Source organism: Ochrobactrum sp. AN78, assembly GCF_029909885.1.
In the GTDB taxonomy this organism is placed as follows: domain Bacteria; phylum Pseudomonadota; class Alphaproteobacteria; order Rhizobiales; family Rhizobiaceae; genus Brucella; species Brucella quorumnocens.
Window position 1 is genome coordinate 518,532 of the sequence record NZ_JASAMU010000003.1, and the last position, 14,287, is coordinate 532,818.

Here is a 14,287-nt window from a genome sequence, read left to right on the forward strand (position 1 = left end):
TTTGCCGGCTTAAAGAGATGGAATTCGATATTGTCTCCCTGTCGAGATTGCAGTTTGCAATTACGGCACTTTATCACTTCCTCTTCGTACCTCTGACATTGGGTCTGTCCGTGCTGCTTGCCATCATGGAAACCGTTTATGTCATGACCGGAAGGCTCATCTGGCGGCAGATGACCAAATTCTGGGGTACGCTGTTTGGTATCAACTTCGTTATGGGCGTCGCTACCGGCGTTGTGATGGAGTTTCAGTTCGGCATGAACTGGAGCTATTACAGCCATTATGTCGGCGACATATTCGGAGCGCCGCTTGCTATTGAAGGCATGATGGCCTTCTTCCTTGAAGCAACCTTCGTTGGCCTGTTCTTCTTTGGCTGGGATCGTCTGTCCAAGGTCGGTCACCTCATGGCGACCTATGCGGTCGCAGCCGGGTCAAACTTCTCCGCGCTATGGATTCTGATCGCCAACGGTTGGATGCAAAACCCGGTTGGTTCAGCATTCAATCCCGAAACGATGCGTATGGAGATCACCGACTTCTTTGCGGTTCTGATGAACCCAGTGGCGCAGGCGAAATTCGTGCACACCGTTTCGGCTGGCTATGTAACGGCTTCGATTTTTGTACTCGGCGTTTCTGCCTGGTATCTGTTGAAGGGTCGCTCCACCGAGCTCGCCAAGCGGTCGATGACTGTTGCGGCGTCGTTTGGTCTCGCGGCTTCTCTTTCAGTGGTCGTTCTCGGCGACGAAAGCGGTTATCTCGCCAATGAACATCAGAAGATGAAAATCGCGGCCATCGAAGCCATGTGGGAAACAGAGCCGGCTCCGGCTTCATTCACTGTCTTCGGCTTTCCAAATCAGGAAGCACGTGAAACCCATTATGCCGTGCATATTCCTTGGGTCATGGGTCTGATTGGTACACGCTCGCTGACAACGCCAATCGAAGGCATTGAGCAGCTCGTCGAAAATGCGCAGGGCCATATCCGTAAGGGTATCATCGCTTATGATGCGCTTCAGAAAATCCGTGCTGCAGGCGATACCAGCGTTGTGCCGCAGGACGTCAAGGATGTATTCGCTGATAATAGCCAGTGGATGGGTTATGCGCTGCTTCTGAAGCGCTATGTCGATGATCCGCGTCAAGCAACTGATGCGCAAATCGCGCAGGCGGCCAATGACACCGTTCCGGGCGTATTGCCCTTGTTCTGGGCGTTCCGCATCATGGTCGGCATCGGCTTCTTCTTGATCCTGTTGACCGGCACATTCTTCGTGCTGTCTGCGCGGCGCAAGCTGGATCGCCATCCATTCCTGCTCAAAGTTGCAGTCTTTGCCATTCCACTGCCATGGATCGCTGCGGAAATGGGCTGGATTGTCGCTGAGTTCGGACGACAGCCTTGGATTATTGAAGGTATTCTGCCAACAGCGGTTGCCGTCTCCAATCTTGGTGCCTCGACGGTTCTTTTGACGATCGTCGGATTTGTAGCGATCTACACAGTCCTGTTTATCATCGAAATGGGCCTGATGTTGCGCGCGATCAAAGCCGGGCCTGAACCCGACAGCAAACCAGAAGCAAAGCTTGCACCTGTAAGCATTGCGCCAGCGGAGTAAAGATCATGATACTCAGCGACTTGTTGGACTATGAAACACTCCGCATCATCTGGTGGGTGCTGCTCGGTGTATTGCTGATCGCCTTTGCTGCGATGGATGGTTTCGATCTTGGCGTCGGGATTTTGTTGCCGTTTGCCGGTAGAACGGATGTCGAGCGGCGTATTGTCATCAATACCATCGGTCCCATTTGGGAAGGCAATCAGGTGTGGTTGATCCTTGGCGGCGGCGCTATCTTCGCCGCTTGGCCACCGCTTTACGCCGTATCCTTCTCAGGATTCTATCTGGCAATGTTTCTTATATTGTTTGCCCTGATCCTGCGTCCGGTTGGCTTTAAGTTTCGCTCGAAACGCGACAGCGTGGCGTGGCGTACGGGCTGGGACTGGGCGTTGTTCATCGGTGGCTTCGTGCCTTCGTTGATCTTCGGCGTTGCTGTCGGAAACGTTTTGCAAGGCGTGCCATTCCGTTTCAACGACGATCTTCAGATCTTCTATGACGGAACATTCTTCGGGTTGCTCAATCCGTTTGCACTTCTCTGCGGTGTGCTTTCCGTCACGATGCTGACGATGCTCGGCGCGGGATGGCTGGTGTTGAAAACCACTGGCGAGGTGCAGGCAAGGGCGCGTTCATTTGGCAGCATTGCAGCGTTGCTGACGACCGTACTTTACGTGGTGGCAGGCATCGTCAGCTGGCTCTGGGTATCGGGCTACACAATCACCAGTGCTGTGGTGACAGGGGGGCCATCGAACCCCCTGCGCAAGGCCGTTGAACTGGATCACGGTGCATGGTTCGTTAATTACATGAACTATCCGATCCTCCTGATCGCACCGGCCCTTGGCATTCTCGGTCCGCTGCTTCTTTTCATCATGTTTCGCAGCAAACGAGACATCGCGCCGATACTCACCGGACAGCTATCCGTCTTCGGCATTATCGCTTCAGTCGGTGTCTCGATGTTCCCGTTCATTCTGCCATCTTCGATCGATCCCCGTTCGAGCCTGACAGTCTGGGATGCATCGTCGAGCCACATGACCTTGTTCATCATGCTGGTTGTAACCTTGATCTTCCTTCCACTCATCGTCGCCTATACCTCGTGGGTTTATAAGGTTCTGTGGGGCAAGGTTGATAAGGAAATGATCGAAGACGAAAGCAACCACGCTTATTAGAGCACCGTGCGCCCACTTGGGCGCACAAAGGTCGCTCTAACACTTTAAAATGAGAGCATAATTTTACCTCAAACTAAGAAAGGAAGAGCAAGATGTGGTATTTCTCCTGGCTTCTGGGCCTGCCGCTTGCTGTAGCTTTCGCCGTATTGAACGCCATGTGGTATGAGTTGATGGACGACAGGGCGCGTAAGCGCCTTGCTGGAGATCCAACCGCTGAACTGGCGCGCGAAGGCACCAAGCATCATTAGACTACCAACAGAAATGGCCCGGAAACGGGCCATTTCTTTATTTGGTGTCAAAACCAAATCGATTCCTACAATCCGGCAACAAACACAGCCATTGGCGCTGTGGACAAAATGCCTCACATGGCAGCAAAGCGCATAATTTTCTCCGCGTTTACATCTAGTCAGTACCAGCTGGTACTGACCTTTTCGTCAACGAAAGGAAATAATGTTGCGCAATACGCAATCAATCTTCTCATAAAAAACATATATGAAATCAGTTGTATAAGCTTGTTTCGACAGCGGGTTTCAACGGTCCATATTTCTCGTGGGAACTAGCCGGATTTTTATTGAGCAAGGCCAGTCAAGAATAATCTTGCTTTATTCTGAAAGCCGTTCCACCCTGAATGAAGTGAAATCGGAGGAGGAAAACCGGCTTCACGTCGCATGGGAGGAATGAAGCCAATCTGTTTAGGTTTGGCTATCGGAAGAGCGTAGATGCTTTGCCGGAACAAAATCACAATCCACCCGTTCGACATTTTGTGCCAGTTTTGCGAGGTATGCCCGCATGAGCGACGATGTCGTCCTATCCCTGCATGTTCCTGAACCGGAATGGCGGCCCGGCGATGCGCCGGATTTCTCCCATGTTAAAATCCCGCGAGCAGGCAGCGTGCGCCGCCCTGAAATAGATGAAAAACCGGAAGCCATGCGCGATCTGGCGTTCAGCATCATCCGGGTGCTCAATCGGGATGGCGAGGCGGTTGGTCCGTGGGCTGGAACCCTCACTGACGATGAGCTGAAAGAGGGCCTGCGACACATGATGATACTGCGCGCTTATGATGCGCGCATGATGATGGCGCAACGGCAGGGTAAGACATCATTCTATATGCAACATCTGGGGGAAGAAGCGGTCAGTTGCGCTTTCCGTAAGGCGTTGCGTAAAGGTGATATGAATTTCCCGACCTATCGACAGGCGGGGCTTCTCATCGCTGACGAATATCCACTGGTCACGATGATGAACCAGATTTTCTCCAACGAACAGGACCCGCTGAAAGGCCGTCAGCTGCCGGTGATGTATTCGTCACAGGAGCATGGCTTCTTCACCATTTCCGGTAATCTTGCCACGCAATATACGCAGGCTGTTGGCTGGGCCATGGCATCGGCCATCAGCCACGATACCAAGATTGCCGCTGCCTGGATTGGCGATGGCTCGACCGCAGAAAGTGATTTTCACGCGGCACTTGTTTTTGCATCCACCTACAAAGCGCCTGTGGTGATGAATATCGTCAACAATCAATGGGCGATCTCGACATTTCAGGGCATTGCGCGGGGCGGCTCGGGTACGTTTGCAGCACGCGGCCACGGTTTCGGCATTCCGTCATTGCGTGTAGATGGTAACGATTATCTGGCTGTCCATGCCGTCGCCAAATGGGCTGTCGAGCGCGCAAGGCGTAATCTAGGCCCGACAATCATTGAATATGTGACCTATCGGGCCGGTGGGCACTCAACATCCGACGATCCGTCCGCGTATCGTCCGAAAGCTGAAAGCGATGCTTGGCCTTTGGGCGATCCAGTCCTGCGATTGAAAAACCATCTCATTTTGCGCGGCGTTTGGAGTGATGAACGCCACAAGCAGGCCGAAGCGGAAGTGATGGACATGGTTGTGGCAGCGCAGCGCGAGGCGGAGGCCATCGGCACATTGCATGACGGACGCAAGCCTTCCATGCGCGACATGTTTGAGGATGTCTATGCCGAAACGCCGCCGCATCTGATCCGCCAGCGCCACGAAGCGGGGTTCTAAGACATGACCAAGACGACGAAAATGACCATGATCGAGGCCATTCAGAGCGCCCATGACATTGCCATGGAGCGCGATCAGAAGGTCGTCGTGTTCGGTGAGGATGTCGGCTATTTTGGCGGCGTGTTTCGTTGCACTGCCGGTTTGCAGAAAAAATATGGCAAAGAACGCTGTTTCGACGCGCCTATCAGCGAACTTGGTATTGTCGGAACAGCCATCGGTATGGCGACTTATGGCCTGCGGCCCTGTATCGAAGTGCAATTCGCGGATTATGTCTATCCGGCTTATGATCAGATTGTCTCCGAAGCGGCACGCTTGCGCTATCGCTCGGCGGGTGAATTTACCTGCCCTCTGGTGATCCGTATGCCTTCGGGCGGCGGCATCTATGGCGGACAGACCCACAGCCAGAGCCCGGAAGCACTTTTCACCCACGTTTCGGGTTTGAAAACGATAATGCCTTCAACGCCGGCCGACGCGAAAGGCTTGCTGCTGGCAGCCATCGAAGATCCTGATCCGGTGATCATGTTTGAGCCGAAGCGGCTTTATAACGGCCCATTCGATGGCCACCATGACAAGCCAGTCACATCGTGGAAAAAGCACGATTTGGGTGATGTGCCCGAAGGCTATTACACTGTACCACTTGGCAAGGCCGCAATTCGTCGTGAAGGCAATGAAGTGACCGTGCTGGCATACGGCACCATGGTGCATGTGGCTCTTGCAGCGGCAGAAGAGACAGGCGTCGATGCTGAAATCATCGATCTGCGTACGCTGTTACCACTTGATACAGAAACCATTATGGCTTCCGTCAGGAAGACTGGACGCTGTGTGATCGTGCATGAAGCAACACTTACCTGTGGCTATGGTGCGGAACTTGCAGCCCTCGTGCAACGCGACTGCTTCTATCATCTCGAAGCGCCAATCGTTCGTGTGACCGGCTGGGACACGCCATACCCACATGCGCAGGAATGGGCTTATTTCCCTGGTCCTGACCGGGTTGGGCGCGCGCTCACATCGATCATGGAAGCTTGAGGGGAGAGAAACATGGCTCATTTTACAATCAAGCTCCCCGATGTTGGAGAAGGTGTTGCCGAGGCCGAGCTTGTCGAATGGCATGTGAAGGTCGGTGATATCGTGCGCGAAGATGACCTGCTTGCCGCCGTTATGACCGATAAGGCGACGGTAGAGATTCCATCGTCACGTGCCGGTAAGGTCGTACTGACCAATGGCGAAATCGGTGAAAAAATTGCGGTAGGCTCCGAACTCGTACGACTTGAAATCGAAGGCGCTGCGGATAGCAAACAAGAATCTGTAAAGCCAGAATCGGTTAAGACTGAGCCATCGGCTTCAGTCGAGCCTCCCAAGGCAAAGGCTGAAGAAGCGGCACCGGTTCTTTTACAAACACCGGTTCCAGAAAAGCCCGCCGCGCCCAAACGCGAAGCCATAAATCGTACCTTCACCGGAGCAGGGCCCTTGCGCGCAGAGGGCGAAAAGCCGCTCGCGACACCTTCGGTCAGGCTGCGAGCACGGGATGCAGGCATAGACCTCAGACGTGTTCGTGGCACAGGCCCTGCAGGGCGTATTACACATGAAGACATGGATGCATACTTCAAGCTGGAAGCAGGTGGTTCGCCGCAAACAGCTGGATATGTTGCCGATACCTCGATTAATGAAATCAAAGTAATCGGGCTTCGACGCAAAATTGCCGAACGCATGGCGGAAGCCAAACGTCATATCCCGCATATCACCATCGTCGAAGAGGTCGACGTTACGCAGCTCGAAGAACTGCGCGCGGGTCTCAATAATGAAAAGAAGGAAGGGCGCCCGAGATTAACGCTGCTGCCTTTTGTCATCCGCACAATCGTTAAGGCTGTAAAAGAGCAGCCGGGACTGAATGCACATTTTGACGACGAAGCCGACATTATCCGTCAGTTCGGTGGCGTGCATATGGGGATTGCTACGCAAACGCCGAACGGGCTGATCGTTCCGGTCGTGCGTCATGCTGAAAGCATGAGTGTGTTTGCGGCTGCAACCGAGCTCACGCGCGTTACAGAAGCTGCACGCAATGGCACTGCAAAGCGCGAAGAACTGTCCGGCTCCACAATCACAATCACATCGCTCGGACCGCTCGGTGCAATCGCCACGACACCAATCATCAATCGACCGGAAGTTGCGATTGTCGGTATTAACAAGATGGCCGTCCGCCCGATGTGGGACGGCACACAATTTGTGCCGCGCAAGATGATGAACCTTTCGTGCAGCTTCGACCATCGCGTGATTGATGGCTGGGACGCTGCCGTCTTTGTGCAGAAACTAAAAAGCCTGCTCGAAACACCTGCGATGATCTTTGTGGAAGGCTGACACTATGAGTGAAATTTCCTGCAAACTTCTGATCATTGGTGGTGGTCCCGGCGGATATGTCTGCGGCATACGTGCAGGACAGCTTGGCATTGATACCGTACTCGTCGAAAAAAAGCGTCTCGGCGGCACATGTCTGAACGTCGGCTGCATTCCGTCGAAGGCGCTGATCCATGCAGCAGACGAGTTTCATCGCCTCACAACATTCGCAAACAAGAGTTCTATTGGCATTACGACACAAAACCCCGCAATTGACTTTGTCAAAACGCTTGAGTGGAAAGACGGTATCGTCAACCGGCTTAACAGCGGCGTGGCGGGTCTTCTAAAACGCTCCCATGTGCGCATGTTTCAGGGACAGGCCCGGTTCATCGATGGCAAGACCGTGCTGGTCGATACCGATACCGGACGCCAGACAATCCATGCTGAAAACATCGTCATTGCGACGGGTTCTGTGCCGGTAGAAATTACCTCGTTGCCGTTTGGCGGCAATATTATTTCATCGACCGAAGCACTCGCTCTCGAAAAAATACCAGAAAAACTGGCAATCGTTGGCGGCGGTTACATAGGGCTAGAGATAGGCACGGCATTTGCCAAACTCGGCTCGAAAGTCACGATCGTTGAAGCAACTGACCGCATTCTGCCGCTATATGATGTGGAACTGACGCGACCAGTCATGGCGCGGCTGAAACAGCTTGGTGTTGAGGTACTCACCAATACCTCCGCCAAAGGCATGAAGTCGGACAGCACAGCATTGGAGGTCACCACATCTGATGGCGCGACCCGTTCTATCGATGCGGACAAGGTTCTTGTCACGGTCGGCCGCAAGCCGCAGACGGATGGCTGGGGTTTGAGTGAAATCCGGCTTGATATGGAAGGGCGTTTTATCCGCATTGACGACAAATGTCGCACATCCATGCGCGGTGTCTATGCGATTGGAGATGTGACCGGCGAACCGATGCTTGCGCATCGAGCTATGGTGCAAGGCGAAATGGTGGCTGAAATTATTGCAGGCGGCAAGCAGGTGTGGGATAAACGCTGCATTCCTGCCGTCTGCTTTACAGATCCTGAAATCGTGACTGTGGGCTTATCGCCTGACGATGCCCGCAAGGCTGGCCACAACATTCAGACCGGAATTTTTCCGTTTCAAGCCAATGGTCGTGCGATGACCATCGAGAGAGAGGACGGCATGATCCGCGTTGTCGCGCGAGCTGACAATCATGCCATCCTTGGTATTCAAGCAGTTGGGGCTGGCATTTCGGAACTATCAGCAGCCTTTGCTCAAGCCGTCGAAATGGGTGCACGTCTGGAAGATATTGCCGGTACGATCCATGCCCACCCGACGCTGAGTGAAGGCTTTGCCGAGGCCAGCATGAAGGCGCTCGGCCACGCGCTGCATGTCTAGCTATTTGCCTTCCGCTCGTGCCGCCAGACAAAAATGGCGGCACCGGCAACCATCGCCGCGAGTGCGAACCATGTAATCGCATAAGAAAGATGGTTGTTGCGGAAAGTGACGACAGTAAGACCGCCAATTGGCACGTTGCCCGGGTTTGACTGTGCGTCAGCATCGATGAAATAAGGCGCTACGGTGCCAAGGCCTTCTTTGGCGGCAAAAGCCACCACGTCGCGCGAGTTCCATTCATTGCGGTCGGGATCGTTGGGGCGAAGGAAAAAGCCATCCGGCTCAGGCATACGCAAAAGGCCAGTTACAGTCGTTTCCCCGGCAATCTGCGTCTCGGCCAGCAATGCAGGATCACGCTTGGTGTCTGGTATAAAACCGCGATTTATGAATGTCAGAGCACCATCGTTAGAGCTTAAAGGGGTAAGAACCCAAAAACCTGAACCACGCTCGGTCAAAGCACGAACAAGTATTTCCTTGTCGTTAAGATAGGTTCCGGTCAGTGCGACATGCCTGTATTCATCTTCAGCCTGATTGACATTGGCCCAGTCATCACGCCCCGGAGCTGCAATTGGTTCGGCATGCACGCGTGCATCAACGCGCGCTATGAGATCGAGCTTCCATTGTAAGCGCTCTACCTGCCAAATCCCCAGACCAAGAAACAAGGCAAACAAACCAAAAGCCAGAATTGACAAAAAGCCGAGGAAGAACCGCGACTTCTTCTTTTGAGGGACTTCATTTGTTTGGGCCGGGGCGGACATGGCAGTTTCCTGAACTTGGGGGAGGGACAAACTGCCCTCAGATACCCCAGAAGGCATACTTTAGAAAGTGCAGCGCACGGCAAAAGAATGTTACTGAAAGAGCATATTAGAGCATGTCGCGGAAAAACGAAGAGATAGAGCGCGTGCAGTGGTTACGATTAGATGCGACATGCTTTAGCCAAAAAAACAGCGCCTGATGTCCTCTGAGCGGACATGGCGCTGGCATATATAAATTAGGTTATGCGCTTTTATGAACTCTGCGTCTGCGATGCGAATAACCACCTTTAGAAAGGCGCAAAACATTGCAAACCTGTGTCCGATCTTCGGACGGCTTTTCCATCTGGGATTTTATGTTTTGCAATACCTGCTGTGTGACCACTCGATCTCTGTCGCTAGGTCCAACGATTATGCTTTTCATCGATCATTCTCCCTGTTTTTGGGCGCGGCGATAACTTCGAAAGCTACGCCGTCCGGTAGTCAAGAATGTACGAATGAACCAATTATTAACCTAAATGGATAAGTTGACAAGCGGCGTTTTGCAACCCTGCGTAAGCCCTTGTCCGTGCGTATAAAAAAGCCGGAACGCTCACGCGATCCGGCTTTTTGACACTCTTATTTTGACCAATCAGTCGCGACTACCAGTCAGAATTTCGCGCTTGCCGACATGGTTGGCAGCGCCAACCAGGCCCTCCTGTTCCATGCGTTCAACGAGCGACGCAGCGCGATTATAACCGATGCCTAGACGGCGCTGGATGTAGGAAGTCGAGCATTTCTTGTCGCGCATCACGACCTTGACGGCCTGCTCGTAGACATCGTCGCCATCTTCCGAACCCATAGCAGAGCTGTCAAACACCGCCGCGTCCTGCGCTGTGTCATCATCTTCTTCATCTTCGGTTACAGTCGCCAGATAGTCTGGGCGGCCCTGTTCCTTCAGATGATTGACGACCTTTTCGACTTCTTCATCAGAAACGAATGGTCCATGGACACGGACGATACGGCCACCACCGGCCATATGCAGCATGTCTCCTTGGCCGAGAAGCTGTTCTGCGCCCATTTCGCCGAGGATCGTGCGGCTATCGATCTTGGACGTGACCTGGAACGAAATACGGGTCGGGAAGTTTGCCTTGATCGTGCCAGTGATAACGTCAACCGAAGGACGCTGCGTTGCCATGATAAGGTGGATACCTGCAGCACGCGCCATCTGCGCCAAACGCTGCACGGCACCTTCAATATCCTTGCCAGCAACCATCATCAGGTCGGCCATTTCGTCGATGATAACGACGATATATGGCATTGGCGTCAGATCGAGTTCTTCCTGAACGTAGGTGGGTTCACCTGTTTCCTTGTCAAAGCCCGACTGCACCGTGCACATCACGGTTTCGCCTTTGCCCTTGGCGGAAGCTGCACGCTGATTGAAGCCCTCGATGTTGCGCACGCCAAGACGTGCCATCTTACGATAGCGGTCTTCCATCTCGCGCACGGCCCATTTGAGAGCCACAACAGCCTTCTTCGGATCGGTAACAACAGGCGTCAGCAGATGCGGAATGCCATCATAGATGGAGAGTTCCAGCATCTTTGGATCGACCATGATCAGACGGCATTCTTCCGGCTTGAATCGGTAGAGCAGCGATAGGATCATCGTGTTGATGGCAACCGACTTACCCGAGCCTGTGGTGCCAGCTACGAGCAGGTGAGGCATCTTGGCCAGTTCCGCGATAATCGGCTCGCCACCAATGCCTTTGCCAAGGCAAAGCGGCAGACGATAGTTCGAAGATTCGAACGTCCGGGAGTCGATCATCTCACGCAGATAAACCGTTTCGCGATTGGCATTCGGCAACTCGATACCAATGACATTACGGCCAGGAACAACAGCAACGCGGGCCGACAATGCCGACATTGAGCGCGCAATATCATCCGCCAGACCGATGACGCGGGAAGACTTTACACCCGGTGCAGGTTCAAATTCATAGAGCGTAACGACAGGGCCGGGGCGAACATGAATGATCTCGCCACGCACGCCAAAATCTTCCAGCACACTTTCGAGCAGGCCAGCGCTACGCTCAAGCATTTCCTGAGTGATGACATTGCCATCCAGCGAAGGAGGCTCCTGAAGCAGATCGCGCGGCGGAAACTCGTAGTCGCCATGCATGACGACAGCTTCCGTACGGGGGAGGGGCTGAGGCTGATAAAGCGCAATAGAAGGTGCAGTTTTTGCAGGTGCAGCAACCGGCGCGGGCTGTTCTGCCTCTTCAACAAACTGCTCTTCGACAACATTCAGGACCACATCGGTTTCGATAGGTTCCTGAGATGCTGCGACGACTTCCTCGACCTTCGGCGCTTCCGCTTCCGCAGTTGGTGTCGCAGGTGCTTCAACCTGAACAGCAACAGGCTCAGGCATGACGGGCGCTTCAATTCTCACTTCTGCGACAGCTGCTACAGCAGGCTGCGGTGCAGGCTCGGTGACGGCTGGCTGCGCGACCGCAGCAACTGGTACTTCTTCAACTTTCTGCTTGTTCCACTCGACAGTGCGGAACTGCGCAATGATGGATTCAACTGTTGGAGCAGGGCGCTTTGGTGTTTCTGCGACGACAACGGCAATAGGCTGTGCCGGAGCTGAATCAAAATCGAAGCTTTCCCAGAACGCGAAATCTGACAGATGAGCGAATGCAGAAACAGTTGCATTACTGATTGGGTTGCTTGAGCTAATCGGCTCAACCTCCGCCGTCACAGCGACCTGCGCAGGTGCAGCTTCAACCGGCTGTGCGAGCGGAGCGACAAGGGCGGCCGTCACAACAGGTGGAACAGGTGCGACGGGCGTGCGAACCATATTTTGTGATACCGACTGCTGAAGAGCAGCGACAGCCATCGGCTGGGCTTCTGCAGCCTTCTCAACTTCAGCAGGAGAGGCTTCTGAAACGACACCCTTCGTACGACCGTTGATATCCGGCAGATCTTCGCCGCGACGTCGAACGAGTTCAACCTCCGGCGTACGGGTAAAGCGTACATTTGCTCCAAGCGAAAAATGCGCCTTCCACGCTCCATCCGAATCCGGTGAATGCGCTCCCAACGGGTCGCGTTGCGGCTTCTGCTCGGAAGCAGCTTCTGCACGATTACCATTAGTATGGGGAAAGTTTTCTCTCAAATTACGCATGATACCTGAACCATAGATATGTCGCCCGAATAAGCCTTAGTAATAAAAAATGAAGGTTAACAACCCCCTTCATAATTCACTCAAAACCGACAAATTTCTCAGATGGGGTCAGTCATAAAGTAGTCTCGAAAATGATAGAGTAACGGTAATTGCATATAAATACCGGATAGATACAAAAGATTATTAATTTAAAATATGACGATCAAGCCACCTCACGGCAAGGTTTACAGTTGCGATTGCGACTGTATGCGCACCCACCGTAAGACTCAGTGTGACACGACTTGCTCGACTCGCCCGCCAGTGCGCAGCATCCATTTGGGACACGAATGCCGAGTCGGAGTATAGCAGCCCTTTGAGAGTGTCATGAAAGTCGCACCGATACATTACTTATGCTCACTTTAAGCAAAAGCCGGGCTTTTTCGCCGGACTATCATTGACAGATGTCATTGAGAGGCGCAGCAAAAGCACCGTAGAATTTCGGCCGGAAAGAGGGGATCAGCGCGGCATGAAAGTTACTATCGAACAAACGCTCGATCAGGCCGGAGCCGGCCCCTTCCAGCGTAACCTTCTCGGCGTATTTGGATTGGTCTGGGCTGCAGATGCCATGCAAGTGCTGGCCGTAGGCTTTACTGCCGCTTCAATTGCAATGACTTTCGGCTTAACCGTCCCGCAAGCTCTGCAGACCGGCACATTATTCTTTCTCGGGATGCTTATAGGTGCTGCGCTCTTCGGCAGGCTCGCTGATAAATATGGTCGTCGTCGCGTCCTTCTTATTACAGTTGCCTGCGATGCCGTGTTTGGCCTGCTATCCGCTTTCTCACCCAATTTTGCCATTCTGCTTGGGTTGCGCTTTCTGACGGGGATCGCTGTTGGCGGCACCTTGCCTGTCGATTATGCGATGATGGCGGAGTTCCTCCCCTCAAAGAACCGCGGGCGCTGGCTGGTGATGCTTGAAGGTTTCTGGGCCGTTGGCACCGTCATCATTGCGTTGGCCGCATGGGCTGCAAGCCTTGCAGGCGTTGCAGACGCGTGGCGCTATATCTTTGTCGTGACTGCTGCTCCTGCGTTGATCGGCATCTGGTTGCGTTTCTGGGTGCCGGAATCGCCAATGCACCTGCTCAAAATAGGCCGGACTAAAGAAGCCAAAGCCGTTATGAATCGCGTTCTGCGTAAGAACGGTAAGGCCGAACTGCCACCCAAGACGATTCTTGTGGCGCCGCTTATGGTGACCAACGAAAAGCTGTTATCGCCGAACTTACGTCAGCGAACGCTGACCACCTTAGCGATCTGGTTCCTTGTATCGGTCTCCTATTACGGCATCTTCACATGGATCCCGGCAAAGCTTGCCGGTGACGGTTTTGGCTTTGTGCGGGGATATGGCTTTCTGGTTATCGTTGCTCTGGCGCAGTTGCCAGGTTATGCGCTTGCAGCCTATGGCGTCGAAGCATGGGGTCGCAAGAAAACGCTGATCGGCTTTCTCTTCATCAGTGCGGCTGCCTGCGCGCTCTTCACAGTTGCGGTTAGCTCGACCTTGGTTGGTGCTTCAATCCTGATTATGAGCTTTGCTCTGCTCGGAACATGGGGCGCTCTCTATGCCTTCACGCCTGAGCTTTACCCAACAGCCTTGCGCGCAAGTGGAATGGGTGCGGCAGGCGCTATGGCTCGTCTTGGTGGATTGCTCGCACCGTCTGCCCTCGCTTTGGTCATCAGCCAAAGCTTCAACATGGCAGTGGCAATGTTTGCTGGATTGCTGGCATTGGCCGGGATCATCGCATTTTTCATCAATGTGGAAACGCGGGACAAGGCACTGAACTAATAAGTGATAGCCCGGATTTCAGATGTGGAATCCG

11 protein-coding genes are annotated in these 14,287 nt (G+C 53.5%); 8 read left to right on the forward strand and 3 right to left on the reverse strand.

Going from position 1 to position 14,287, the window contains the following annotated elements; all coding sequences use genetic code 11:
- Window positions 1-17 precede the first annotated feature (17 nt).
- The 7 genes from QBD00_RS09180 (at window position 18) to lpdA (ending at window position 8,531) form a co-directional block, all read left to right on the forward strand.
- Complete coding sequence (locus tag QBD00_RS09180) at window positions 18-1,595, forward strand: cytochrome ubiquinol oxidase subunit I (RefSeq protein WP_095444412.1); 1,578 nt, start codon at window positions 18-20, stop codon at window positions 1,593-1,595.
- A gap of 5 nt (window positions 1,596-1,600) precedes the next feature.
- On the forward strand, window positions 1,601-2,755 hold the full coding sequence (gene cydB, locus QBD00_RS09185) for a cytochrome d ubiquinol oxidase subunit II (RefSeq protein WP_318579262.1): 1,155 nt from the start codon (window positions 1,601-1,603) through the stop codon (window positions 2,753-2,755).
- Window positions 2,756-2,847: 92 nt separating this feature from the next.
- Complete coding sequence (gene cydX, locus QBD00_RS09190) at window positions 2,848-3,003, forward strand: cytochrome bd-I oxidase subunit CydX (protein ID WP_151092303.1); 156 nt, start codon at window positions 2,848-2,850, stop codon at window positions 3,001-3,003.
- Between the two features lie 541 nt (window positions 3,004-3,544).
- On the forward strand, window positions 3,545-4,777 hold the full coding sequence (locus QBD00_RS09195; RefSeq protein WP_095444415.1) for a 3-methyl-2-oxobutanoate dehydrogenase (2-methylpropanoyl-transferring) subunit alpha: 1,233 nt from the start codon (window positions 3,545-3,547) through the stop codon (window positions 4,775-4,777).
- A 3-nt stretch (window positions 4,778-4,780) separates the two neighbouring features.
- Window positions 4,781-5,803 (forward strand): alpha-ketoacid dehydrogenase subunit beta, encoded by a 1,023-nt coding sequence (locus QBD00_RS09200; protein ID WP_318579263.1) that lies wholly within the window; start codon window positions 4,781-4,783, stop codon window positions 5,801-5,803.
- A gap of 12 nt (window positions 5,804-5,815) precedes the next feature.
- The gene (locus QBD00_RS09205) at window positions 5,816-7,132 is read left to right on the forward strand and encodes a dihydrolipoamide acetyltransferase family protein (protein ID WP_264230800.1); all 1,317 of its coding nucleotides are present in this window, start codon (window positions 5,816-5,818) and stop codon (window positions 7,130-7,132) included.
- A gap of 4 nt (window positions 7,133-7,136) precedes the next feature.
- Window positions 7,137-8,531, forward strand: coding sequence for a dihydrolipoyl dehydrogenase (gene lpdA / locus QBD00_RS09210; protein ID WP_318579264.1), 1,395 nt, complete (start codon window positions 7,137-7,139; stop codon window positions 8,529-8,531).
- Here the strand turns inward: lpdA and QBD00_RS09215 are convergent.
- The 3 genes from QBD00_RS09215 to QBD00_RS09225 all read right to left on the reverse strand — a co-directional run bounded on the left by QBD00_RS09215 (window position 8,528) and on the right by QBD00_RS09225 (window position 12,437).
- Window positions 8,528-9,286: an SURF1 family protein gene (locus QBD00_RS09215; RefSeq protein ID WP_318579265.1), complete on the reverse strand. Its 759-nt coding sequence runs from the start codon at window positions 9,284-9,286 to the stop codon at window positions 8,528-8,530. The genes lpdA and QBD00_RS09215 overlap by 4 nt on opposite strands.
- Window positions 9,287-9,524: 238 nt before the next feature.
- Window positions 9,525-9,704, reverse strand: coding sequence for a hypothetical protein (locus QBD00_RS09220; protein WP_095444420.1), 180 nt, complete (start codon window positions 9,702-9,704; stop codon window positions 9,525-9,527).
- A 207-nt stretch (window positions 9,705-9,911) separates the two neighbouring features.
- Entirely contained in the window at window positions 9,912-12,437 is a 2,526-nt protein-coding gene (locus QBD00_RS09225) for a DNA translocase FtsK (RefSeq protein ID WP_318579266.1), read from the reverse strand.
- Between the two features lie 505 nt (window positions 12,438-12,942).
- Here QBD00_RS09225 and QBD00_RS09230 point away from each other — a divergent pair.
- The gene (locus QBD00_RS09230; RefSeq protein WP_151092313.1) at window positions 12,943-14,253 is read left to right on the forward strand and encodes an MFS transporter; all 1,311 of its coding nucleotides are present in this window, start codon (window positions 12,943-12,945) and stop codon (window positions 14,251-14,253) included.
- Window positions 14,254-14,287: the final 34 nt, after the last annotated feature.